21 protein-coding genes are annotated in these 24,852 nt (G+C 68.8%); 15 read left to right on the top strand and 6 right to left on the bottom strand.

The features are described from left to right. Positions 1-14 precede the first annotated feature (14 nt). From AB1L88_RS17500 to AB1L88_RS17485, 4 genes are all read left to right on the top strand, one after another. Positions 15-1,550, top strand: coding sequence for a CpaF family protein (locus tag AB1L88_RS17500; protein WP_367097973.1), 1,536 nt, complete (start codon positions 15-17; stop codon positions 1,548-1,550). Positions 1,551-1,632: 82 nt separating this feature from the next. Further along, positions 1,633-2,604, top strand: coding sequence for a type II secretion system F family protein (locus tag AB1L88_RS17495; RefSeq protein ID WP_367097972.1), 972 nt, complete (start codon positions 1,633-1,635; stop codon positions 2,602-2,604). Positions 2,605-2,644: 40 nt separating this feature from the next. After that, complete coding sequence (locus AB1L88_RS17490; protein ID WP_367097971.1) at positions 2,645-3,607, top strand: type II secretion system F family protein; 963 nt, start codon at positions 2,645-2,647, stop codon at positions 3,605-3,607. Positions 3,608-3,651: 44 nt separating this feature from the next. Continuing rightward, complete coding sequence (locus AB1L88_RS17485) at positions 3,652-3,999, top strand: hypothetical protein (protein WP_367097970.1); 348 nt, start codon at positions 3,652-3,654, stop codon at positions 3,997-3,999. A 43-nt stretch (positions 4,000-4,042) separates the two neighbouring features. Here AB1L88_RS17485 and hemG read toward each other — a convergent pair whose 3' ends face one another. The 5 genes from hemG to AB1L88_RS17460 all read right to left on the bottom strand — a co-directional run bounded on the left by hemG (position 4,043) and on the right by AB1L88_RS17460 (position 9,630). Next, positions 4,043-5,509 (bottom strand): protoporphyrinogen oxidase, encoded by a 1,467-nt coding sequence (gene hemG / locus AB1L88_RS17480; RefSeq protein WP_367097969.1) that lies wholly within the window; start codon positions 5,507-5,509, stop codon positions 4,043-4,045. Between the two features lie 275 nt (positions 5,510-5,784). Further along, positions 5,785-5,964 (bottom strand): hypothetical protein, encoded by a 180-nt coding sequence (locus AB1L88_RS17475; protein WP_367097968.1) that lies wholly within the window; start codon positions 5,962-5,964, stop codon positions 5,785-5,787. A 56-nt stretch (positions 5,965-6,020) separates the two neighbouring features. After that, positions 6,021-7,097, bottom strand: a complete 1,077-nt coding sequence (locus AB1L88_RS17470; RefSeq protein WP_367097967.1) for a DUF1559 domain-containing protein — start codon at positions 7,095-7,097, stop codon at positions 6,021-6,023. A 717-nt stretch (positions 7,098-7,814) separates the two neighbouring features. Further along, the gene (hemE, locus tag AB1L88_RS17465) at positions 7,815-8,864 is read right to left on the bottom strand and encodes a uroporphyrinogen decarboxylase (protein WP_367097966.1); all 1,050 of its coding nucleotides are present in this window, start codon (positions 8,862-8,864) and stop codon (positions 7,815-7,817) included. Positions 8,865-9,072: 208 nt separating this feature from the next. Next, complete coding sequence (locus AB1L88_RS17460; RefSeq protein WP_367097965.1) at positions 9,073-9,630, bottom strand: DUF2617 family protein; 558 nt, start codon at positions 9,628-9,630, stop codon at positions 9,073-9,075. 266 nt (positions 9,631-9,896) lie between these two features. On the opposite strand from AB1L88_RS17460, the gene AB1L88_RS17455 reads away from it, so the two are divergent. The 9 genes from AB1L88_RS17455 (at position 9,897) to AB1L88_RS17415 (ending at position 21,817) form a co-directional block, all read left to right on the top strand. Further along, on the top strand, positions 9,897-10,628 hold the full coding sequence (locus AB1L88_RS17455; protein WP_367097964.1) for a methyltransferase domain-containing protein: 732 nt from the start codon (positions 9,897-9,899) through the stop codon (positions 10,626-10,628). A 159-nt stretch (positions 10,629-10,787) separates the two neighbouring features. Next, positions 10,788-12,257: a hypothetical protein gene (locus AB1L88_RS17450; RefSeq protein WP_367097963.1), complete on the top strand. Its 1,470-nt coding sequence runs from the start codon at positions 10,788-10,790 to the stop codon at positions 12,255-12,257. 46 nt (positions 12,258-12,303) lie between these two features. Next, the gene (locus AB1L88_RS17445) at positions 12,304-14,190 is read left to right on the top strand and encodes a glycosyltransferase family 39 protein (RefSeq protein ID WP_367097962.1); all 1,887 of its coding nucleotides are present in this window, start codon (positions 12,304-12,306) and stop codon (positions 14,188-14,190) included. Next, positions 14,187-15,086 carry a CDP-alcohol phosphatidyltransferase family protein gene (locus tag AB1L88_RS17440; RefSeq protein ID WP_367097961.1) on the top strand — a complete coding sequence of 300 codons (900 nt, stop codon included), beginning with the start codon at positions 14,187-14,189 and terminating at the stop codon, positions 15,084-15,086. Before AB1L88_RS17445 ends, AB1L88_RS17440 begins: the two co-directional genes overlap by 4 nt. A 54-nt stretch (positions 15,087-15,140) precedes the next feature. Next, entirely contained in the window at positions 15,141-16,238 is a 1,098-nt protein-coding gene (locus AB1L88_RS17435; RefSeq protein ID WP_367097960.1) for a Gfo/Idh/MocA family oxidoreductase, read from the top strand. Positions 16,239-16,279: 41 nt separating this feature from the next. After that, entirely contained in the window at positions 16,280-17,317 is a 1,038-nt protein-coding gene (locus AB1L88_RS17430; protein WP_367097959.1) for an ROK family protein, read from the top strand. Positions 17,318-17,540: 223 nt separating this feature from the next. Next, a complete protein-coding gene (locus AB1L88_RS17425; protein ID WP_367097958.1) occupies positions 17,541-19,361 on the top strand; it encodes a DNA repair helicase XPB in 1,821 nt (606 codons plus the stop codon). A gap of 7 nt (positions 19,362-19,368) precedes the next feature. Further along, entirely contained in the window at positions 19,369-19,596 is a 228-nt protein-coding gene (locus AB1L88_RS17420; protein WP_367097957.1) for a hypothetical protein, read from the top strand. Between the two features lies 1 nt (position 19,597). Further along, on the top strand, positions 19,598-21,817 hold the full coding sequence (locus AB1L88_RS17415; RefSeq protein ID WP_367097956.1) for a helicase-associated domain-containing protein: 2,220 nt from the start codon (positions 19,598-19,600) through the stop codon (positions 21,815-21,817). An 87-nt stretch (positions 21,818-21,904) separates the two neighbouring features. On the opposite strand, the gene AB1L88_RS17410 is transcribed toward AB1L88_RS17415, so the two are convergent. Further along, on the bottom strand, positions 21,905-22,486 hold the full coding sequence (locus AB1L88_RS17410; RefSeq protein WP_367097955.1) for a sigma-70 family RNA polymerase sigma factor: 582 nt from the start codon (positions 22,484-22,486) through the stop codon (positions 21,905-21,907). A 409-nt stretch (positions 22,487-22,895) separates the two neighbouring features. Here AB1L88_RS17410 and AB1L88_RS17405 point away from each other — a divergent pair, with 409 nt between their 5' ends. Together AB1L88_RS17405 and AB1L88_RS17400 are read left to right on the top strand one after the other, a co-directional pair. After that, the gene (locus AB1L88_RS17405; protein ID WP_367097954.1) at positions 22,896-23,354 is read left to right on the top strand and encodes a response regulator; all 459 of its coding nucleotides are present in this window, start codon (positions 22,896-22,898) and stop codon (positions 23,352-23,354) included. A 154-nt stretch (positions 23,355-23,508) separates the two neighbouring features. Then, positions 23,509-24,729 carry an acyltransferase gene (locus tag AB1L88_RS17400; RefSeq protein ID WP_367097953.1) on the top strand — a complete coding sequence of 407 codons (1,221 nt, stop codon included), beginning with the start codon at positions 23,509-23,511 and terminating at the stop codon, positions 24,727-24,729. Positions 24,730-24,852: the final 123 nt, after the last annotated feature.

The raw sequence follows: 24,852 nt of genomic DNA, 5'->3' as shown, positions 1-24,852 counted from the left end.
GGAGGTTCCCGACGATGCTTCACGGATTCGGTCGCAGCCCCCTTGGCCAGAGAACGCTCGGGGCGAACCCCGCGCAGGCGAAATCGCCCGCCCCCGAACAGCCGCCCGAGCGGGCCGCCCCCGCGGCCCCCGGGTCCGCCCCCGCCGCCGGTGCCGGCGCCAGCGGAGCGGCCGCCGCGCCGGCCCCACCCTCGCCGACCATTGCCCCCCCGCCGAAGCCGCCGAAGCCGCCGAAGCCCAAGGATGCCGAGCCGGCGAAGGCCGACCCGGCCGTGGCGGCGTTCGAGGCGATCAAGCGGCGGATTCACGGCAAGCTGGTCGATCGGCTCGACTTCAATCGGGTCAACGAGCTGGACCCGAGGACCGTCCGGGCCGAGGTCCGCTCGGTCATCGAGCACCTGCTCGACGAAGACGACCCGATGCTCAATCGGACCGAGCGCCAGCGGCTCGTCGACGAGATCCTGGACGAGACGTTCGGCCTCGGCCCGCTCGAGGCGTTGCTGAAGGAGGAGGGGATCGGGGACATCATGATCAATGGCCCCCGGTACGTGTTCATCGAGAAGGGGGGGCGGATCGAGCGGTCGTGCGTCGGGTTCCGGGACGACGACCACCTGCTGCAGATCATCGACCGGATCGTCTCCCGGGTGGGCAGGCGCATCGATGAGAGTTCGCCGATGGTCGACGCCCGGCTGCCGGACGGCTCCCGGGTGAATGCCATCATCCCGCCGCTGGCGCTCGACGGGCCGGTCTTGACGATCCGGATGTTCGGGTCGAAGCCCTTGACGCAGGACGACCTCCTCCGCTTCAAGGCATTCACGCCCGAGATGCTGCTCCTGATGGAAGCGGCGATGCGGGCCCGCCTGAATATCATCATCTCGGGGGGCACGGGCTCGGGGAAGACGACGCTGCTGAACACGCTCTCGAGCTTCATCCAGAACGACCACCGGATCATCACGATCGAGGACGCGGCCGAGCTTCGCCTGCAGCAGGAGCACGTAGTCCGGCTCGAGACGCGGCCGCCGAACGTCGAGGGGCGGGGGGCGGTCACGGCGACCGACCTCGTGAAGAACGCCCTGCGGATGCGGCCCGACCGGATCATCATCGGCGAGTGCCGAGGGGCCGAGACGCTCGACATGATCCAGGCCATGAACACCGGCCACGAGGGCTCGATGACCACCGTGCACGCCAACAACCCGCGCGACGCCATGAGCCGGCTGGAGACGATGATCAGCATGGCCGGCCTGGAGCTCCCCATCCGGGCGCTCCGCGCCCAGTTCGCCTCGGCCGTGGACCTGATCATCCAGGCGAACCGCCTGCAAGGCGGCCCGAGGAAGGTGACGAGCATCACCGAGGTGGTCGGCATGGAGGGGGACACGATCATCATGCAGGAGATCTTCAAGTTCGAACAGGTTGGGGTTGATTCCGGCGGCCGGGCCCACGGGCGGTTCACGTCGACCGGCATCCGGCCGTCGTTCATGGATCGCCTGGAATCGTCCGGCTGCGTGCTGCCGACCGACCTGTTCCGCCAGCGCGACCTGATGGCGGACTGAGGGGGCGGGCGGTCGAGTCGATCGGGCGTGGCGGATTGGGTTCGGCGACGGCCTGGATTCCCAACGAGAGGAGCAGCGGGTGATGGACGGGGCGACCTTTGTCATGATTGCCGCGGGGGTGGCCATTGCCCTGCTCGTGGCGGGGGTGGCGATGGGGTTGACGAAGTCGGAATCGGCCGTGGCCGAGGAACGCCTTCGGAACCTCACCAGCGGGAAGCGTCCGAGCGCGAAGAAGCAACTCGCGGCCGATTCGCTGCTGCGGGCCCCCCCGATCGACGCGCGCAACATGGCCCTGCTCGAGCAATATCTGCCGAGCGGCGAATCGCTGAAACGGCTGTACGAGCAGGCCGATCTGACCCTGCCCTTCCGGACGTTCCTGGGGATCACCGCGGGGCTGGCCCTGCTGGGGGGGGCCGTCGCGGGGTTCCTGGGGTCGGCCTGGCTGGCGCCGGTCGGGGCGGCCATGGGAGCGGGCCTGGCGCTCTTATTCCTGCAACAACGCAAGCGAAAGCGCATCTCCCTGTTCATGGCGGGGCTCCCCGAGGCCGTCGAGCTGATGGGCCGGGCCTTGCGGGCCGGTCACGGGCTGGCGTCGGGCATGCAGCTGGTCTCTCACGAGATGAAGGGGCCGGTCTCCGAGGAGTTCGGCCGGGTCTTCGAGGAGCAGAACCTCGGCGTCCCGGTGGACGAGGCCCTGCGAGGCATGTCGGACCGGGTGCCGACGATGGACGTGCGCTTCCTGGTCACGGCCATCATCATCCAGCGGACGACGGGGGGCGACCTGGCGGAGATCCTCGACAAGATCGGCCGGCTGATCCGCCAGCGCTTCGAGCTGGTCGGCCACGTGAAGGCCCTGACCGCCGAGGGCCGGCTCTCGGGCCTGGTCTTGCTGGCGATGCCCCCCGGCCTGCTGGCGTTTATTGCCATCAGCAACCCTTCCTACGTGGCTCCGCTGTTCCAGACGTCGCTGGGGACGAAGCTGCTGGCGGTGACGGTGGTCCTGCAGATCCTGGGCGCCTTCGCCATCAAGAAGATTATTTCGATCAAGGTTTGATCGGTGCATCGTCCGATCGCAACCGCGGAGAGATCCGGCCGTGCCGACGCTCGAAACCCTCCTCACCCCGGAAACGCTGATCCCGCTCGCCACCTTCCTGGCGTTCATGCTCGGGGGGTGGGGCATGCTGTCGCTGGTGGCGAGCCGCTCGACCCGCGCGGAGGACCGCCTGAAGCGGCTCCTCGACCGTCCGCAGATGGAGGCCGAGCGTGCCCGGGCCGCCCGGGAACGCCAGCGGATTCAGGACCGGGTGGCCGAGGCGGCCAGGAAGCTGTCCGGCCCGATGCAGCCGAAGGACGAGGCCGAGCTGGGCAAGCTCAGGGTCTCGCTCCTGAACGCGGGCATCCGGCACCCGCAGGCCGTGCAGATTTTCCTCGGCATGAAGGTGCTGGGGCTCCTGCTGGGGGTCGCCATCTCGATCCCGCTGATCTGGTCGCACTACGGGTTCAGCCAGAATGGCATGATGATGGTCATGGTGGCCGGCGGCGTGGGATTTTATCTGCCGGGGATGATCGTCGGCCACCGGCGGAAGAAGCGGCAGCAGGCCATCTTCCTGAGCCTGCCCGACGCGCTCGACCTGATGGTCGTCTGCGTCGAGGCCGGGCTGGGATTCGACGCCGCCATGCGTCGGGTGACCAGCGAGCTGGCCGAGTCGTGCCCGGAGGTCTGCAGCGAGCTGAACGTGGTGAATTTCCAGATCCAGATGGGACGACCTCGGCGGGAAGCCTTGCGAGACCTCGGGATTCGGACGGGGGTCGAGGATGTGCGGGCGCTGGCAGCGGTGATCATCCAGGCCGAGAAGTTCGGGTCGCCGATCGGCTCGGCCCTCCGGGTGCAGTCCGACGCCATGCGGACCCGGAGGCGGCAACTGGCCGAGGAGAAGGCCGCGCAGACGGCGGTGAAGATCATGCTGCCGCTGATCCTGTTCATCTTCCCCGGCGTGTTCGTGGTCCTGGTCGGTCCGGCGGCGATCAATATCAAGGATACGTTGCTCGGGATGTAATCGATCGAGGGCGGCGGGAGCGGCCCCCGATCGGGAGTGAAGCCATGAAGAATTCCCATGACTGGCCGATGGACCGTCATTCCGGGCCGCCCCGGAAGGGGCAGGGGTGGAGAACCCTGTTGCTGATCGGCCTGCTGTCGCTGCCGCTGCTGCTGGACGGGGCGAAGGTCAGCTACGCGCAGTGGCAGACCATGTTCGGGCCGAAGCCGATGGTGAGCACGCCGACCTTCGACCTGCTGGGCGAGTACCTCGGTCGGACCTCGCGAGACATCGCCCGGATGTCGAGGCAACCGTTCCGGCACGTCCCCTGGCGGGCCGAATGGGTCGTCAGCGGACTGGCCCTCAGCCTGCTCGCCGGCGGCCTGATCCTGCGATTCAACCGGCTTCGATGAGGCGGGACGGGGCGGAGCGGGCGTGCTCGGCCGGGCGTTTCGGTCAGGCGACGGCCCGGCCCCGGGCGCCGGTCAGCAGGCGGAGGGCGGCCTCGGCCGCCTCCTGGCCGATCCGGGCGCAGTCGGGCACGCCGACCCCCGAGTAGGCATTGCCGGCCAGGATGAGGCCGGGGTGGGCCCCGGCCCGGGATCGGATGGACGCGACCCGATCGAGGTGGCCGAGGGTGTACTGGGGCATCGCCCTCGAATGCCGGGCGACCCGGGAGAGGATCGGGGGGCCCGAGGCGCCGAGGAGCTGCTGGACGTCTCGGACCGCGATGGCCGTCAGTTCCTCGTCGTTGCGTTCGAACAGGTGGGCCTGCAAGGCACCGCCGATGAACACCCGGAGCAGGACCGTGTCCTCGGGGGCGCGCCGGGGGAACTTGACGCTGGTGAACGAGACGGCCAGGATCTCCCGCCCCTCGACGCTGGGCACGACGACGCCGAAGCCGTCAAGCGGGTGGGCCACGCGGTCACGCGGATACGCGAGCTGGACGATCGCCGAGGATGCATAGGGGATCGACCGGAGGTCGAGGGCGAGGTTCTTGTCCTCGCCGTCGACGAGCCGGGCGGCGGCGTGGGCCTCGACGGCGAGGATCACGGCGTCGGCCTCCAGGGAGGGGCCGTCGAGCAGCTCGACCCGCCAGGCCCCCTCGTTTTTTTGACGGGCAACCCGACGGGCGGCCGAGCCGAGCCGGAGGGTCCCGGGGGGGAGGGACGCGGCCAGGGCCTTCGGCAGGGCGTCCATGCCGTCGGCGAGGGTCTGGAACAGGCTGTAGCGGGCACCGGAGCCCCCCCCTTGCCCTTCGAGGCGGGCCGCCCGGCCCTGGCGGAGCGCGGCCCGGATCAGGCTGCCGTGCTCGCGTTCCATCCGCGGGAACTGGGGGAGGGTGGCGTGGAGGCTGAGGTCGTCCGGGTCGGCCGTGTAGATCCCGCCGACGAGGGGCTGGACGAGGCGGTCGAGCGCCTCCCGGCCGAGGCGGCGGCGGACGAAGCTGGCGAGGCTTTCATCGGCCTCGTCGCGCCGGGCGGGGAGGACGAGGTCGCAGAGCATCCGGAGCTTGCCGCGCCAGGAGAGGATCGGCGAGGTGATGAGCGGCCAGAGGCGCTGGGGGGCCATCAGGACGAAGCCCTCGGGGACCGGCACCAGTCGGCCGTTGCGGACGACGAACGAGCGTCGGAAGCGGTCGTCGGTGCCGATGAGCTGGTCGCCCAGCCCGAGGGATCGGCAGAGCTCGACGGCGTGCGGCTTGTTGGTGATGAACGAGTCGGCCCCGCCTTCGAGGGTGAATCCCTGGACTCGGTCGGTCCAGATGGCGCCGCCGATCCGGTCCTGGGCCTCGAGGACGACCACCTCGATCGGCGGCCTGAGCGTCCTGGATCGCTCGGCGAGGCGGTACGCCGCCGTCAGGCCGCTGAGGCCCGCGCCGATGATCACAACCCGATGGGACCGAGTGGAGACGTCCGACACGGAACGAAGATCCCCCGAAACATGCCGCGAATTGCGATGGAAATTTGGGCGGAGAACGATCTCAAGTGTACGGGCCGAATCCCGACCGAACAAGGGTTGCGGCCCTCGGGCGCGGTCACTCGGCCCCTGGGCGTGGCACCGCGGCGCGACGGCCGGGCGGTGATGGGACCAACGCACCAAGGGCCCCGATCCCTGGGGGAGGGACCGGAGCCCTTGGCGATGCCGTCGGAGATCAATCACGACGGGTTGCGACTGGCAGGATCGAGGGCCGAGGGTCACTCGACCACGGCGGGAGGAGCGGCCATGGCCCCCGTGCCTTCTTCTTCGGAGCCGGAGTAGACGGCGCCGGACTCGGGATCGTCTGCGGCAACCGGCGGGTTCGCGTCGCCGCCGCATCCGGCGACGAAGAGACCCAGGAGCGACAGGGCGAACAGTCGGGTGACGAGCGAGTTCATGGGGAATCTTCTTCCGAAATCAAGAGGAAACGTGAAGCGGGGCACACGGGAACGGATCAAAGCTGGTCGGCACTGATGACTTCGCCGAGTCTCCGAGTGCTCAAGGCCCGGTAGGCGGCCATGTTAATGGTTTCCTTGAGGAAACGCACGGAGCCGTCACCGAACAGGAAGTTGGCCCCGCCGGGGTGGTTGCTGCGGAAGCCCCACTGGCCCATCTCGGTGCAGCCGAAGGGGGCGGGCGTGTTGGCCCAGCTCGTGGCCCGGCTGGCGATGGGACCGGCCGCACTCAGGCAGCTCGTCGACGTGGTGTAGGGGGCCTGCCCGTTCCCGGTGATGGCCTTCGCATTGATGCGAGGCACGGTGTAGGCCATCGCGGTGATGCGGACGTCGCCCGGCCAGGCGGTCGCGCCCCAGGGGGGCCCGTTCCAGGCGCCGCCGGAGGCGCCGAAGTTGAAGTGCGAGCCGCCCGGCTCGTTCAGGAACCGCGACGTCTCGCCGATGAAGATGGTGTTGCTCAGGCCGTCCCGGATGTCGGCGAACTTGTAGGCGTAGTTGCGTCCGAAGGGTCCTTCGGCTTCGATGGCGTTGCAGCGCTCGGCGTTGGTCGTCCCGCCCCAGGCATACCAGGTCGACTCGGTCAGGCCGGCGACGGCGGCGTAGGAGGTCTGGTAGGTGGTGAACCATTCGGCGCTGACGTCCTCGTGCTCGGTGTCGCTCGGGCAGACATACGAGGCGACGCGGGCGAGGGTGGCGGTTTCGTTCTTGAACCAGGTGGCGGCGACTTCGAAGTTGTACGCGGAGGTCTGGGCCCCTTGTTCCATGTACGGCAGGATGAAGGTCATCCAGCTCACCCAGATGTTCGCGGCGCAGGGGTTTCCGGGGTTCTGAGTCAGGCCGTAGCCGGTCGGAGCGTTCCGGAAATCGCCGATCGGCAGGCTTCCGGTGGCCGACTCATAATTGTGCAGGGCGATGCCGAGCTGCTTCAGATTATTCGTGCACTGGGCGCGCCGGGCGGCCTCGCGAGCACTCTGCACCGCGGGGAGCAACAGGGCGATGAGCACCCCGATGATGGCGATCACGACCAGGAGTTCGATGAGCGTAAACCCACGCGTCCGAGACGGTCGGGTGGTCATGGAATCGGGCTCCACTGTGAAGGTGTGGCGAATCGTTGATGAGATCAGGGCAGACTCAATCAGCTCGAGGACGTCGAGGGATGCCGGGCAGCCGGTGCGCCGGTGAATTCAACACCGTTATGGAAGTTCTCCGATCCCGTTCAAGGCCCGGTCCCCTCAATCGTACCATTTTCCTTGAGAAACATGATGCCCGGGATCATCCAGGCCATCATGTCTTGATGAAAGATCAGCCCACAATCGTCCGGGCGGGACTCCCTGGCCTACGATCGACGGAGAGAACGCCGAACAACGCAGGGAGAAAGGAGACTGCAGGGAGAGGAATGACGAGTGGCGCACTGGAGAACGCATCACCCAATCGATGACCGCATGGCACCAAATCCAGGTGCCACGTGTTCGACTTCACCACTGTCGATTGGGAATGCTCTTGCGCCGAAATCGCTCATTCAGGTTAGTCAATCGTAGGGGTCAACGACAAGTACCCAATTCATCTGGGCTTCATTTTCGATCACTTTTCTCAACGTCACGCCAAATTGTGCCAATTTTCCGAAAAAATATGCGAACAAAATCCCGCTGTATCCATTCGTGCGGGAGTGTCTTACGGAGTGCGGACACTTCCACGACGGATTGCGGGCAATGATCCCGGCGACGTTGTTCCGGGCGGGGGGGTGTCTCAGGAGGCTCGGCCTGGGCGGGTCGACGAGGAGGCGCGGCCTCGCCTCAGGAGCCACGGCGACCTTCGTGGACGATCTCGACCAGCGCCCGGACGTGATCGACGGGGGTGTTGGGCAGGATCCCGTGGCCGAGGTTGAAGATGTGGCCGGGCCGGCCGTCGGCCTGGTCGAGGATGCGGCGGGCCTGGCGGCGGATCTCGTCGATCGGGGCGAGCAGGACGATCGGGTCGAGGTTGCCCTGGACGGCGACCCCGGGGCCGAGGCGGTCCCAGGCCTCGTCGAGCTCCACGCGCCAGTCGAGGCCGATGACCGAGCCGCCGGCGTCGCGCTGGGCCTCGAGGAGGGTGGCCGTGCCGGTGCCGAAGTGGATGGTCGGCACGTCGGGGGGGAGGGCGGCGAACAATCGCCGCATGTGCGGCTGGACGAAGCGTTTGTAATCGAAGGGCGAGAGGTTGCCGACCCAGCTATCGAATAACTGGAGCGCCTGGGCCCCGGCCTCGGCCTGGGCGGAGAGGTAGACGGCGGTGGCGTCGGTCAGCTGCCGCATGAGCACGTCCCAGGCGCCCGGATCGCGGTACATGAAGGCCTTGGCCCGGTCGTAGTGCCGCGAGCCTCCCCCCTCGATCGCGTAGCAGGCCAGGGTGAACGGGGCACCGGCAAAGCCGATGAGCGGCACCGAAGGCGGCAGGGCGGCCCGGATCTGGGAGACGGCCTGCATGACATAGCCGAGCGGCTCGGCGCCGGTCATCGGCCGGAGGCGATCGACGTCGCCCGACTCGGCGATCGGGTTGTGGATGACCGGGCCTTCCCCCTTGGCGAATTCGAGGTCGAGGCCGATCGGTTCGAGGATGAGCAGGATGTCGGCGAAGAGGATCGCGGCGTCGACCCCGAGGCGCTCGGCGGCGGTGACGGTCACCTCGGTGGCGAGGTCGGGCGTCTTGCAGAGTTCGAGGAACGAGACGCGCGAGCGGAGTTCGCGGTAGTCGGCCATGTAGCGCCCGGCCTGGCGCATGAGCCAGACGGGGGTCACGTCGGTCGCTTCTCGGCGGCAGGCTTTGAGGAAGATGGGGGCTTCGGATTCGGGCGATTCCGGCATCGAACGGCGTCCCTGTCAGTCAAGGCGGTCGAATTGGCGCAACAACCCGAGAGCCGGAGACGGGCCTGGCCGCCGGGGCCTGTTCATTGTGCGCGGGAGCATCGGGGTCTGTCCAGGAATCGCCCGGCGAGGGGGCTCGGCGCGGGCGAGTCCCGCGGTCGACTCCCGGCCGGGGATGTCGGTCGGAGTCGGGCCGTCTCGCGCCGAATCAACGCTGGTCAGGGTCGAGCAACTCGAAGAGGGACTGCGTCCGGACGATGGAGTGGTCGTCCGGGAAGGTGTGGAAGGTCTGGACGGAGAGGCCGTTGGGGCGGGCGTCGATCCGGATGAAGCTGACCGGAGACGGGTCGAGCCGATTCCGGGGTGAGAACCGATGGAAGAGCCCCTTGCCGGCGTCGAGCGAGAGTTCGTCGCAGAGGTGGCGGAAGACCTCGCCGTCGAGCCGTTCGGCGTCGAAGCAGGTCTGATACTCGACCGCGCCCCCCTGGCGGAGGGTGGCCGATCGCTCGACCCGCACCGGCTCGCGGAGCAGGAGGCCGCGATCGGGCAGCGGAGTCTCTGGCCCGCAAACGACTTCCGTCAATCGGCTTGAGCCGGCAGACCAGACGATCGCGTGCCCCCCCTCGATCAGCCGCAGGTCGGCGTCCCAGGCGGCGTGGCTCACCCGGCGATGGCGGCGCACGGTGAACCAGTCCGGGTGGATCGGACGGGCGAAGACCTGGAACGTGATGTCGATGAGCTTCGAACGGCCGTAACTGACGCCCATCCCGACGTCTCCAATGGTTCGGACATCGTCCCTGATTGTCGCCCGGCGCCGGGCACTGCATCCATTATAAGTTCACCGCAAACCGAGACCAATCGCGACAACTCGGGGCGGCGGGGGATGATCCTGGGCAACGATCCGCCTCGGCTTGACCCCCGGGGGCCGTCGCCATAGACTCGCCGCGCGATGGGGGGATCCCCCTCACCGCCATCGGCCCGAGACGCAGGTCGACCGACCGGCTCGGTCCTCAAGTGACCCGGAGGCCCGAGGTGAACCGCACGGAACTCGAACTACCACCGCTGCTGCCGCTGAGAGCCGTCGATGCCTGGAGGCGTCGGGGGGCTCGGTACGTCTGGCACAAGGCCCTGCGACGGGGACTTCGGCGCTGGCCGTCGTGCAAGAGACGGATACTCTACCGCAATCCTCGCTTGTATTGGACCCTCCGTGGCGGGGATGATTATTTCAGGGAACAGGAGGGCCAGCCGGCCCGATCCGAGCGCGCCGAGTGGCTGGCCGACCGGGTCGCGAGCTACCGGCCGGCCTCGGTCCTCGAGATCGGTTGCGGCTACGGGAAGCAATTGCGGGCGATCCGGCAACGCCTGCCCGAGGCCCCCCTGTTCGGGCTCGACTTCAGCCCGACGCAACTCGCCTACGCGTCGGGGTTCCTCGGAGGCATGGACGGGATTTCCCTGATGCTCGGCGACGGCCAGCGTGTCCCCCTGCCGGATGATTCGGTCGACCTGGTCATGACCTCGGCCGTGATCCTGCACAATGCGCCGGAGATCGCCGAGCAGATCCGCCGCGAGGCGATCCGGGTGGCTCGCCGCTGGGTCGTGCACAACGAAGACACCGACGTGACCTATAACCGCTTCGGCTACGACTCGGCCGCCTGGTATCGGGCCTCCGGGATCCGGCTGGCCGAGGTCGGCTCGATCCCGGTCGGGTCGCGTGACGAGGTCGCCCGGTCGCAATTCTGCGTGGCCGAGCTGGGCGCGTCGTGATCGGGCTCTCGGGATTGGGCGTGGCGTCTTGACCTCCTTGACCTGACTCGCGGTAGCCCCCTCGTGACCGCAATTCCCGCGAATGCAACGCCGACGGCCGTCGCCTCCCCTGCTCCACCCGCCCCAATCGCGGGGGCCGCGAGCGAGGACCGGCTCGCGGTGCGCGACAGCCTGATCGTCACGATCGGCGGGCAACTGGAGCGGGCGGTCGGGACGCTGACGGCCCTGGTGATGAAGTGGGGCCTCGACCCGGCGCAACACGGGATTTACTCGGGGCTCCGGCTGACCCTCGACCACGCCAATCGGGCGAGCCTGGGGATCGGCCGGGGGGCCGTCCAGGAGATCCCGATCCTCCGCGCCGCCGGCAACGAGGACGAGGCGAGGCGCGTGGCCGACGTGGCCTTCGCGGCCTGCTCGATCGGCGCCTTGATCTACGCGGTGGGCCTGCTCGCCTTCGCCTGGTGGCGCTGGCCGAGCGGCGGCAGTGCCGACCCGATCGACCTGGCCTGGAGCGGCGGCCTGGTGGCGGTGGCGGCCCTGGTCCTGATGAAACGCTATCAGGACTTCCTGATCGCCCTGCATCGGGCGCATCGGCGCTTCACCCTGATCACCGAGCTGGCGATCCTCGACGCGGCCGTCTTCGCCGCGCTGGTGGCCGTGGGGCTCTGGGTGGCGGGCCTGTGGGGTTTGCTCGCGGCGGTCGGCCTGCTCTGCCTGTTCAACGTGGCCTATCTGCACGCGAGGCACCCGATGCGGCTCGGGTGGGGCTGGGACGGCCCGATCGTCTGGCGGCTCCTGCGCAAAGGGTTGCCGATCCTGGCGAACTCGGCGGCGTTCGCGGGGTTGTTGAGCCTGGATCGGGTTTTGATTCTCTCGATCGCCCCGAACGGGGCCGAGGCGGCCGGATACTACGCGATCGCCCTGATGGGGACCGGCTGGACGATGGATCTGGCGGGCCGGATCGCCTCGGTCATGTACACGTATTTCCAGACGACGATCGGCCGGACCCGGGACGCGGTGGCCGTGGCGAAGCAGGCGGCCCGGGTGGTCGAGGCGATGGCCCCTCCCCTGGCGGCCGGGAGCGCCGTGGCATATGTGGTGGCGCCGACGTTCCTGGGATTGCTCATCCCTCGATACGCCCCTGGGCTGGAGGCGCTTCGGCCGTTGCTGCCGGGGACCTTGTTGCTGGGCCTGGCCTTGCCGAGCCGCGAGGCGATGATCGCGGTCGACCGGCCGTATCGGCTGGCGATCGTCACGCTGCCGGGATTGGCCCTGGCTGGATTGGTGGGGGCGATCGGGGCGTCGGCGACGGGGATTGTCGGGGTGGCCTGGGGGATGACCCTCGGCTACGCGGCGGTGTACCTACTGACCTCGATGGCGAGCCTTGGAGGCGGCTTGGGCACCCGCGGGTGGCTCGTTCATCAATTGCGGGTCGCGAAAGCGATTTCCTGGTACGCGATGGGGGCCCTATTGGCGGCGCATCTGCCGATCGACGGGCCGGCGTGGCGGGCGTTCGCCCTGCGGGTCCTGATCCTCGCCGCCTGGGGGCTGCCGGCCCTGGCCTGGTGGGGGAAGGCCCACGGATGGGGAGGACTTGCCGACCGACTCCGCAGGAGACGCGGGGGCTGATCGGATCGTTCGTCAGTCATCATGGCAGACCACACGGAGCGCACGGATGCTCGACCTGGGATTTGTGGGCCTTTTGATCATCTGGTCGGCCGTGGTGGGACTGACTCTCCTGCGGCGGTTCGGCCCGCTGCCGGAGTCGGGTTCTGAAGCCATCGGCCTGGCGGTGCCGCTCGGCCTGGGGACTCTGGCGATGGCGGCCCTGGGCTTGGGCCAGGTGGGATGGCTGGGCCGCCCGGGATTGATCGGCGTCCTGATCGTCGGGTTGGTCGTGGGGCTCCGCCCGTGGGTCTGGGACACCTTGCGTTCGGGATTGCGTCGTCCGAGGCTCCTGCGCACCGAGGCGGGCAGGATCGACCCGATCGGGGCGATGTTCGATCTGACGCTGGGGTTGATCCTGCTCGGATCGCTGCTAACGGCCTTGATCCCGCCGACCGACGGCGATGCCCTCTGCTATCATCTCCAGGTGCCGAAGCTTTTCCTCTGGGGCGGGTCGGTCGTCTATGAGCCGGACCTGCACGAGACGGTCTATCCGCTGGTGACGGAGATGCTCTACGCGGTCGGCCTGGCGTTCCGGGGGCCGGTCGCGTGCCGGCTGATCCAGTGGGCGATCGGGGTGTTCTTCGCCTGGAACGTGGCGAGCCTGGCGAGGCCGTTGATGGGGGACCGGGCACGGTGGGCGGCGACGATCGCGCTGGGCGTGCCGGCGGTGTCGAACGGGATGGGGGCGCCGTTGAACGACGTCGCCCTGGCGACGATGACCACGGCGGCCTTGGTGGCCTGGGTGCGATGGCTTGATCGGCCGTCGGTATTGGGGGCAGCCTTGATCGGCGTCCTGGTCGGCCTGGCGATGGGGGTGAAATACCCGGCATTGGTGTGGGCAGGGGTGCTCGGCCTGGGGATGCTGCTGGCGATCCGGCCGGGCCGATTGCCCTGGAAGACGGCGATTCGGCATGCAGCGGTGTTCGGCGGCGTTGCGCTGGTCATCGGCGGATCGTGGTATCTGCGGGCGTATCTGTACACGGGAAACCCGGTGCATCCGTTCTTCCGTGAGACGTTCGGTTCGGGGTTCGACGTGGTGCTCTCGGACGACAAGCGGCCGATGGAGCCGACGGCGTGGAACCTGGTGACGGCCATCGTGCCGATGACGCTCGACCCGAACCGCTTCGACAGCTTCGCCCATCAGTTCGGCCCGGCGTTCCTGCTGTTCCTGCCCGCCGTCTTGATCTGGAGGCCGCCGCTCCGCCTGGTGACCCTGGTGCTGGTGGCGTATGCGTTCCTCCTGATCTGCCTGTCGCAGCGGCAGAGCATGCGATTCGTCTTGCCGAGCGTCGGGCCGATGGCGGTGGCGGTCGCCTGGCTGGTGGCCGATTGGAGCAGGCGGCGCGGGATTGCGCCGAGGCTCCTGATGGCGAGCGTCGCGTTGATGATGGTGTTCGAGGCGACGATTGCCCTGTCACGCCCGCGGCATGGCCTGGCCGTGGCGCTGGGGATCGAATCGGCCGAGCAGTTCCTGATGCGTCGCGAGCCGACGTACCGGGTCGGCCAGTGGATCGACGCCCGCTTGCCGGAATCGGCCCGGATTGTTGGGCAGGATCATCGGGGGTTTTATCTGCCTCGACCGTACGCGATGGAGAAGGCCCATCGAAGACGGACGGGACTCGGGACTCGGGGAGAAACGCCGGAGCAGGTCCTTGCGCACTTCTCCGGGCAGGGGTTCACGCATGTCCTGTTCTGCCCGCCCGAGCCGCTGGATGCGATCGAGTTCGACCCGGATCTTCATGCCTTGCTGGGGCCGTGGGTCGAGGATCAGGTGCCGCTCTATGCCGAGTCGATCACCGACCCGGACGGCGTGACCCGGCATTACGCGCTGTATCGGTTGCCCGACCCGGCGCCCCTGGCACGCGAGGATTCGCCGGGAGGGGCACGCCGATGACGGTTCCTCCCCCGACCCTGGCCGAGCTGCGTCGTCGCGAGTTGCACGGGCCGGACGCCCGGATCGGCAACGTCCTGGCGCGTCGGTTCGCACGGCCGACGGCGATTTACGGGACCTGGCTGGCGGTGCGGCTGGGGCTCTCGGCGCATCAGCTTACGGTGGCGTCGCTGCTGGCGGCCCTGGCGGGGGCGGTGTGCCTGGCCTCGGGGACCCGACCCGGGTTCGTCGCCGGGGCGGTGCTGGGGTTGCTCGCCTTCTGGCTCGATCGGGTCGATGGGCAAGTGGCCCGATGGCGGGGGACGGCGGGGCTCAACGGGGTCTATCTCGATTACATGATGCATCACGCGGCCACGATGTCGCAGGGGTTCGGCCTGGGTTTCGGGCTGGCGGCGCGGACGGGGACGCTCGGCTGGGCGGCGGCGGGGGCCCTGGTGTCGGCGGGCTGGATGTTCCTGGGCCTCCAGAACGATTGCCGATACAAGGCATTCTTCCAGCCGTTGAAGCGGTCATCGGGCGTCTTCCGCGTGGAAGGGGGCGCGGGGGGCCGGCCCGCCCCTGCCCCCTCGTGGCCGAGACGAGGGCTCGGCACGCTCACCTGGCCGGCATACAAATCGTGCGAGCCGCACGTCGTGTTGATGACGCTGCTGGGCCTGGCAAGCGTTTCGATGGTCGGGCCGACCTTCTGGGAATGGGCCTGGCAAGGGTATGTCGCCGGGATGGCCCTGCTCGCGCCGAGCCTGGCGACGGCTCGGATCGCCCGAGCGGTGCGCAAGGGGGCCGTTGAGGAGGAATTCGCCCGCTGGTTCCGACCCGAGCCGATCGAGCTTCCCCACGGCACGTCGACCGGCAGACCGCACCTGACGGGTTGCGAGCGCTCGGCTAGGATGGACGGCTGAATGCGCGTCGAAGACGGCCGATCGCCGCAGCCTCTCCCCGTCGGAGCCGAACCGATGAGCCAGACACCCGTGCTCGCCGCGAATGCCCACCTGCCCCGATTGCCCGAGCGGAAGGACTGGGGGATCGGCGTGGTGGGCGCAGGGTTTATCGTGAGGGATTGTCACCTGGTGGCCTATGCCGATGCCGGATTTCCGGTCGTCGGGATCACTTCGCGGACCCGATCGACGGCCGAGGAAGTCGCGCGGTTGCGGGGGGTTCCCCGGGTTTTTGACTCGGTTGAGGAGATGCTCGACGGGCCGGAGGTCGGCATCGTCGACCTGGCCGTACCGCCGCAGGATCAACCGGAGATGATCCGGCGGGTGGTGGCGCATCCGAGGAAGCCGCGGGGCATCCTGGCGCAGAAGCCGCTGGCGATGACGATCGAGGAGGCGAGGGACCTGGTGGCCCTCTGCGAGTCGGCGGGGATCGTGCTGCAGGTCAATCAGAACATGCGGTACGATCACTCGGTCCGGGCCTTGAAGGCGTTGATCGACGGCGGGGCGCTGGGCGATCCGGTGCTGGCGACGATCGACATGAGGGCCATCCCGCACTGGATGCCCTGGGCCGAGGGATTGCGGTCGCTCTCGACGTTCATCATGAGCATCCACCACCTGGACACGATGCGCTACTGGCTCGGCAACCCGAGCCGGGTGCTCGCCAGCACGAGGCCCGATCCCCGGACGAAATTCCCGCACTCGGACGGGATCAACCTCTACATCCTCGAATACGACCACGGCGCGCGAGGTTGCGGCTGGGACGACGTCTGGACCGGCCCGGCGAGGGAAGGTGGCGGGGCCGAGATCGGGATTCGCTGGCGATTCGAGGGGACGCGGGGGACGGCGATCGGTACGATCGGATGGCCGGGATGGCCGGACCGCATGCCGAGCACGATCGACTATTCCACCGTCGATGACGGCCAGTGGCATCGTCCGAGATGGCCCGAGGCCTGGTTCCCCGACGCCTTCGCCGGGCCGATGGCGGGCCTGATGATCGCCCTGGAGACCGGGACCGAGCCCGACATCTCGGGCCGCGACAACCTGGGGACGATCGCGCTTTGCGAGGCGGTGCTGACCGCCGCAACCGAGCACCGAGCCGTCGTCCCGGCCGTGTGACACGCTCCTGTTGGCATCGAACCATCTGAGTCAATCAAGCGATGAGCGCAACGCGATCGGTTTACATCGGGACGGACAGCGGGGCGACGACCTCGAAGGTCGGCGCGGTCTGGGAGGATGGGTCGCTGGTCTCGACCCGGCTCTTGCAGCAGCCGACCGACTCGCACGCGGGTCCCGCAGCGGTGGCCCGAGGCTGGGTCGAGGCCATCGGGACGTTTCTGGAGCAGCACGGGATCGCCTGGGACCAGGTCCGGGGGGTCGGCCTGGCGATCCCGGGGCCGTTCCGGAGCTACGGGGTGCTTGATCGCTCGGCGAACCTGGACGCGAGCTTCGTCGGGTTCGACATCCGATCGGCCTACATGGCCGCCCTGGAACGGCAGACCGGACGGCCGATCCCGGTGGTCGTGGGCAATGACGGCGACCTGGGGGGCGTCGGCGAGGCGCAGCGCGTGCGAGGATCGGGGACCGGGAGCGTGGTGATGCTCGCCGCCGGGTCGGGCCTGGGGGCGGCGTATGTCGATGGTCGGGGTCTGCCGCTCAACGGCGATTCGCTGGCGGGCATGGAGGCCGGGCACATGCCGGCTCCGTTGCAGATGCTCGGGGTGCCGGCCTATCCGTGCGGCTGCGGTCGCGATTGGGGGTGCGTGGAGGTTTATACGACCCTGTCCGGCCTGCCGCACCTGCTCGGCGCGAAGCTGGCCGATTACCCCGATCACGAGCTGGCCCGCTCGGATCGCCCGATGAAGGAGCGCGTCTTCGCGCTGCGGGCCCTGGCCCAGGAGGGGGACGAGCTGGCCCTGGCGATCTTCGATTTCCAGGCGAAGGCCATGGGCTTTCATGTGGCGAACTTGACGATCGCGCTCGACCCGTCGTTCGTCGTGATCGGCGGGGGGTTGATGGATCCGGAGGCCACGACCTCGGAATTCCGGGAACGGTACCTCGGGATCGTCCGAAAGACGGCGGAGCCCTACCTGTTCCCGAGCCAGCGCGAGCGAATGCAGATCGTCCCGGCCACGCTCGGTGATTTGTCCCAGGCCATCGGGGCGGCCCTGGTGGCGTTGTATCAGGCTCGGACATGATCGGTTGATTGCCCCCTTTGCGGCGTTGGCTGCAGGAGAATGCCTGGCCCTTGCCGATCGGACGACGTAATTGATCGGCCCGAGGGATCGGGCGACCTTGCCGCATGGAGGGGTGTCGGCTTACCATGCAGTATTGACCCACCGCAAGACGCACTCTCCGCTTTGGGAGGCCCGAACCGAACCGTCCGGGCCGGCCCAATCCCCTGGCACGGCATGGAGCCCGATGCAGCAGTACAACCCCGCCAACCCCTTGATCGTGCAGGGCGACCGCACCGTCCTGCTTGAGGTGGACAACCCGCTCTATCCGGAGGCCCGCGACGCGCTGGCCCCCTTCGCCGAGCTGGAACGAAGCCCCGAGCACATCCATACCTACCGGCTCACCCCGCTTTCGCTCTGGAACGCGGCGGCCGCGGGCATGACGGCCGACGAGATGGTCGAGGTGCTGGCCCGCTTCACCAAGTTCCCGCTCCCCCCGAGCCTCGGGGCCGACCTGGCCGAGCTGGTCGATCGCTACGGGCGGGTCCGGCTGGAGCGGGTCGACGGTGAGCTACGTCTGATCTCGTCCGATCGACCCTTGCTGGAGGAGCTGGCCCGCCGCAAAGGCTTGCGCGATCTGCTCTTTCATCGACTCGACGAGACGACGTTCGCCGTCGATGACGAGCACCGCGGGTTGCTCAAGCAGCAGCTCATCGCCGCCGGGTATCCGGCCGAGGACCTGGCGGGATACTCGCCGGGCACTCCCCTGGCGGTTGAGATGAGGGAGGGGACGGCGGCCTCGGGCCGGCCGTTCCAGGTGAGGGATTACCAGAGGCAGTCGGTCGATGCCTTCTACGCCGGGGGAGACGCCCGGGGGGGCTCCGGGGTCATCGTTCTCCCTTGCGGCGCCGGGAAGACGGTCGTCGGCATCGCGGCCATGGCCCGCCTGAAGACGCAAACGCTCGTCCTGACGACCAGCACGACCGCCGTCGAGCAGTGGCGTCGCGAGATCCTCGACAAGACCGACCTGACCGAGGACCAGGTGGCGACCTACACGGGAGACTCGAAGGGGATCGCCCCGGTGACGCTGGCGACCTATCAGATCGTGACCTACCGTCCGAGCAAGACCGGCCCGTTCCCCCACTTCAAGCTCTTCGCCGAGCGGGACTGGGGGCTGATCGTTTATGACGAGGTCCACCTGCTGCCCGCGCCCGTCTTCCGGGTGACGGCCGACATCCAGGCCCGCCGACGCCTCGGCCTGACGGCCACCCTGGTCCGCGAGGACGGCCGCGAGGACGACGTCTTCAGCCTGATCGGCCCGAAGAAGTTCGACGTCCCCTGGCGGATCCTGGAGCAGAAAGGCTGGATCGCCGAGGCCCGCTGCATCGAGATCCGCGCGGGCCTGCCCGACCCGAACCGCATGGAGTACGCCATCGCCGAGTGGCGCGACAAGTTCCGCCTGGCGAGCGAGAATCCGCTGAAGGACGAGCTGGTCGCCGAGCTGCTCACCCGGCACGACGGCCCCGAGGATCGGGTCCTGATCATCGGCCAGTACATCAAGCAGCTCCGCCAGCTTTCCGACCGGTTCGACATCCCGGTCATCACCGGGCAGACATCGAACGGGGTCCGGGAAGACCTTTACGGCAAGTTCCGCCGGGGAGAACTGCAACGCCTGATCCTCTCGAAGGTCGGCAATTTTGCCATCGACCTGCCCGACGCGAACGTGATGATCCAGATCTCCGGGACCTTCGGCAGCCGGCAGGAAGAAGCCCAGCGGCTCGGCCGGATCCTCCGGCCCAAGGGGAGCGAGGAGCCGGCGCACTTCTACTCGATCGTCTCGCGAGACACCCGGGAGATGGAGTTCGCCCACCACCGGCAACTCTTCCTGACCGAACAGGGGTATGCCTACGAGATCGTCGACGCCTCCGACCTGCTCGACGGCCTCGATCTCAGCGCGTGCTCGTCCCCGGCCAATGGGCAGGACGTCGAGCCGGAAGGCGAACAGGACGAGGCGGCGCAGTCCCTCCCGACCGACCGCTCCGAGCGCGCCGGAGCGAGAAACGAGTGAGCGACTGATGCCCCCCCCACCGTCCGCCCGAACGCCGATCAAGCTGCATCGCAACGTGGCCCTGATCCGGACCGAGGACCCGCTCGTGGTCGAGGAACTGATAGCGCGCAAGCCCCTCGCCCGCCTGATCGCCGGGAGGCTCTCGGAGACGGTCCTCCTGGTCCGATCGGACGATGAGGCCACCTTGCTGGAGGAACTGAGGCGCATGGGCCACGCCCCTCGCGTTGTGCGCTGAGATGATGGATCCAACGCTTGATGACGACGACGCCTTCGAGGGGGACGATCGCGGGGAGCCGTCCCCGCCGTGCTCCTATCGCACGGCCCTGGCCGCGGCCACCCCGTACCAGTTGCGGTCGATCCTGCGCGAGCTGGGCCGCGACCCGGGGCGGCGGACCACGGGCCTTGCCGAGGAGCTGGCCGATCGGCTGGACGCGCCGGGGGTCGTCGCCAGCCTGATGGCCGACCTCTCGCCGGTCGAGCGGCAGGGGCTCGGGCTGTTCGCCTTGAGCGAGGTCGCGGCCTGGCCGGCGGTCGCCTTCGGCGAGACCCTCAACGGGCTCGGCCTCGACCCGCAAGCGGTGCTCGAACGGCCGATGGCGCTGGGCCTGATCGTGCCGATGCCCCCGGCGGCCGATCCCGAGGATCGCCTCTGGCCGCTCGACCCGGAGCGCGTGGGAGGGATGCGGCTGGTGGCGCATCCGACGGTGCTCGAAACGGCCCGGATGGACGAGCCGGAGGGGGACGGGCCGCCCGTCCTCGACGAGCCGGCGCGACTCGTCCGGGAATCGGATGGCCTGGAGGCGGTCCTCCGCCTGGCGGCCCTCTGGCAGCTCGCCGACACCAGCCCCCTGAAACGCACGCGGCAAGGGGGGCTCTACAAGCGCGATCGCCAGCGGCTCGACGAGGACCCGGCCCTGGCCGGGCCGATTGCCGACGTCTTGCACGCCCCCGAAGATCACGTCTCGCTCTGGTTGAGCCTCGCCCGGTCGATCGGCCTGCTCATCGACGAGCCGGAGAGCGATCGGATTGTCGCAGCCCCGGCGTCGATCTGGGCGGAGCACGGCGTGCATCTGCCGCAGATGATCGCCGCGCGTTGGCTCGGCGGCGTGGACCTGACCGACCGGGGGGCCGACCCGGGATCGAACCTGGCCCTGCGCCCGGTCACCTTGCTCTGGCTGGCGAGCCTGGAGGAAGGGGCCTGGGTCCGCCTGGATGGGCTGGCCGCCTGGCTCTCGGATCGGATGCGCCCCCCGACGCTTCCCGAACCCAGCGGCAAGGCCGAGCGTCGTCGGGGCCGATCGGCCGACGAGACGCCCCCGGGCGATCCGATGACCGAGGTCCTGCGATCGACCCTGCTCGGCCCGGCGTACCTGCTCGGCCTGGTCCGGGTCGGCGAGGCGGGCCCGAGCCGCACCCCCGCGGTGCAACTGACCGACCGCGGGCGCTACGTGCTGGGGCTCGGGCCGCCGCCGCCGCCTCCGCCTCGGATCGAGCAATTCCTGTTCGTGCAGCCGAATTTCGAGATTGTCGCCTATCGTCAGGGGCTCAATCCGGCCCTGATCGGCCGCCTGAGCCGATTCGCCCGATGGTCGCAGCTCGGGTCGGCCCTCACGCTCCGGCTCAACTCCGACGCGATCGACCGCGGCCTGGCCTCGGGGCTCACGGTCGATCAGATTCGCGACTGGCTGACCCGGCACGGCGTCCGCCCCCTGCCCGACGGCGTCGCCGGGGCGATCGCCTCGTGGGCCGGCCGGCGTGATCGCCTGACCTATTACGCCTCGGCCACCCTGATCGAGTTCTCCAGCGCCGCGGAGCTGGAAACGGCCCTGGCCGAATGGGCCGAGGGGACCGCCCCGCCCCCGGTCCGCGTGGCCGACCGGGTCTTGCTGGTCGAGGACGAGGGGGCCATCCCGTTCCGTCGCTTCCAGCTGGCCGGGGCGAGGGACTATCGCAAGCCCCCCGAGTCGTGCGTGGAGGTCGGCCCGGACGGCGTTTCCCTGGCGGCCGACCCGGCTCGGGGGGACCTGTTCATCGAGGCCGAGCTGTCACGCTTCGCCGACCCCGTGCCGACCGACGCCTCGGAGACGACGCTCCGCCGCCGCCATGTCGTCTCTCCCGCGTCGCTGGGCCGGGCGTCGAACGAGGGGCTGACCCTCGCCGGCCTGTCGCAGTGGTATGCCCACCGGACGGGCGCACCGATGCCGCCGGTCGTCCGATGGCTCGCGAGCATCGTCGGCTTCGAAGGGGCCCAGCCCGCCGAAGCCGTCCGGGTCGGTCGCCCCTTGATCGTCAGGACGGAGCGGGCGGAGGTGCTCGACGGCCTGCTCCAGCATCCCGACACCCGGCCCCTGTTCGGCGACCGCCTCGGCCCGACCGCCGCGATCGTCCGATCGGGCGACCCGGAACGGCTCCAGAAGGCCCTGGCGACGCTGGGCGTGACCCTGGTGCTGGAGTAACTCGCCGGCCCCGGTTGCAATCCGGCACACACGCCGGACCGTCCCCGAAGCTCGGCCGGCCGAAGGGCTTCAGGAGACCGAGGCGAGTCAGCGCGAGCGTTCCTCGGCGGCTTCGCGGAGCTTGCGGCGAGCGGTGGCGAGGATCGGGCCGACGGAATTCTCGGGGATGCCCAGTTGCTTGCCGATCTGCCGGTAATTCAGGGAGGAAAGGTGGTACAGGCGGACCACCTCGGCCTCGCGTCCGGAGAGCTGTCGGAGCATGACCTCGACCTCCTCGGCCGAGGCGATCGGCTCGGCCAGGTCCTCCTCGTCCTCGGCCATCACGACCGCGCGGTGGGCGCGAGCATGGCCGAGCGAGGCCTCTCGCTGCCGCTTGACCAGTTGCTTGACGCAGATCCGGCGGGTGATGACCGTCAGGTAGGTCGGCAGGGAGCTCTGCCCCTTGAAGCGTCGCAGGATGGCGTAGTCATCATCGACGAGCCGCAGCATGATCTCGGCGCAGATGTCCTCGACGTCGGCGGCCGAGAGCGTCACGCTGCGGGCGTAGGCCACATGGTTGATGACATGATAAATCAGGCCCATGTAACGATCGACGAACTCGATCCAGGAGCCGGGTTCGTGCTTCAGGCAGCGATCGAGAAGCTGGCGGTCGAAGTCGCGGAGGGGCACGTCCAGACCTCCCAGGAGAGACGATCGATCGTCGAAGGTCCGCGGACCGTCCCGGATGCGAGCCAAGCCCCATAACAATGGGAATGCCGAGCGGGGGGTCTTTGGAGTCGAAGGACGCGATGCGGGAGGGATCGATCCCCCGAGAGCCTCGGGCAGGGCCGGGCTCCGCCGGTTGCCCCGAGCCATCGGGTGAATCGCCCCGCGCAACGGCCCACATCAGAAGTCTTACACCAGGAATGCCCCCGGGCAAGGGCCGCCGCCCGGGTTGGCCCCGAGGAATCGACGGGAGGCTCCCGGTCGTCGGAAGCTCCATTCCTGAATTTCGTCGGAATTGGTAGACTCGGGGCGACACAGGGGATCCGACACGACGGATCGTTCCGAAGCTCGTGGAAGCAGGGCAGAGCCACGCATGGACACCTCCTCGGATCGGCCGGTGATCCTGATCGCCGACGACCACCCGCAGAACGTCGAGCTGCTGGAAGCCTATCTCACCGGCCTCGATTGCGAGATCCTGACCGCCTCGGACGGCGAGGAGACGCTGAAGGTCGTCGCCGAGCACAAGCCGGACCTCGTCCTGCTCGACGTGATGATGCCCCGCGTCTCGGGCTTCGAGGTCTGCCGGACCATCCGATCCGACCCGGAGACGAGCAACACCCTGATCCTCATCGTCACCGCCCTGAACGAGGCGTCCGACTTCGAGCGCGGCGTGCAGGCCGGGACCGACGACTTCCTGACCAAGCCGGTCAACAAGGTCGAGCTGCTCTGCCGGGTCAAGAGCCTCTTGCGCGTACGGCACCTGAAGAATCAGCTCGACCGCACCCTGGCCTACCTGGCCGACGTCGAGACGAGCAGCCGGGATCAGGATTGACCCCAAAACGGCACCATGACGCGGGTCCGGGGGCCGGATTCGGCCGGAAATCCCCGGGAATGCGCCGCGGCGAGGCGATCGGGGCGGTAGGATGTCCGGGTGAGATCGAAACGTCTTATCCCCGAGGCCGCCCCCCCGGATCGGTTCTCCCTTCATGATGGATCTGCCCCCGCTTGAGCGGAATCCACGCTATACGCTCCTCGACGTCTTCCGGGGGGTGGCCTGCCTGATGGTGGTCGTCCATCACGCGGGGTTCGTGCTCTTGCCGGGCGAGGCCCCTGAGTCGGGGGCGTTTGCCGGGCTGGGGCGGACGATCAATGCGGTGCTGCGGCATTTCGACCTGGGCGTGCCGCTGTTCTTCGTCATCAGCGGCTACTGCATCGCCGCGAGCGTGGACGCGATGAGGAGGCGGGGGACCTCGCCGGTGCGGTTCGTGGGGCGTCGGCTCTGGCGGATCTACCCGCCGTACTGGGCGGCGGTCGCCTGGTTCGTGCTGGTGGCGATCGCGTTCCAGCGGATGGGCCTGGAGCGCCTGCTCTGCTGCCACTCGCCGTACGGCCTGGAGATGAACCTGCCGCGGGACGTGAACCCGCCCCAGTGGCTCGGCAACCTGACGCTCACCGAGACGTGGCGCCCGCTGGTCGCGGGGGGGCCGGCGTTGATCTTCACCAGGGTCGCCTGGTCGCTCTGCTACGAGGAGCAGTTCTACTTCCTCTGCTTCCTGATGCTCATGCTCGCGTCGAAGCGGCTCTACGCGGCGATGGGATGGACGACGGTGGTGATCGTCCTGATCCGGGTCGTGGCGGCCGATGTGGGGATGATCCACCGGCTCAGCGGCACCTTCTTCGACCTCTGGCACCAGTTCGCCATCGGCCTGGCGGTCTACTGGCGGCTGAACGTGCCGGCGGAACCCTGGAAGCGCCGCGCGGTGGAACTGGCTTTGGTGGGGACGGCCTTGATCGGCTTCCGGGAACAGATGGCGAACACGCCGGTGGCCTATTCGACCGGGGTGACGGCCGTCTTCGGCCTGTTGCTGATCGCCCTGCGAGACTCCGACGATCGCATCTGCCGGTGGCGGTGGATCGTGCCGCTCAAGGAAGTCGGCCGGCGGAGTTACAGCGTCTATCTCTATCACTTGCCCGTCACGACGGTCGGCACGTTCGGCCTGTACGAGCTGGGGATCACCGGCTTCTGGGAGCGGGTGTTCCTCACCATCCCGGTCGTCTCGATCGCGGCGGTGGCGATCAGCCTTGGCTTCTTCTCGATCGTCGAGCGGCACTTCCTGAACCCGCCGATCGTCGGCCCGGGCAAGCCACGCCCCGACTGCCGGATGCCCCTGGCCGGGGAGTCGGCGCCCCCGGCGGCCCCCGAATAAGTCGCATCGATGCCGGGGGGGCGATCTCCCGGATTGGGGTTTGCCCGATCGGCCGGGGGCCGTACAACGTGCGGTCGGTTGTCCCGGCTCGACGCGATCGGGACCCTCTCCACCGTCGTCCCG

Source organism: Tautonia sp. JC769 (assembly GCF_040717455.1).
In the GTDB taxonomy this organism is placed as follows: domain Bacteria; phylum Planctomycetota; class Planctomycetia; order Isosphaerales; family Isosphaeraceae; genus Tautonia.
This window is presented reverse-complemented; position numbering and strand designations above follow the sequence as displayed.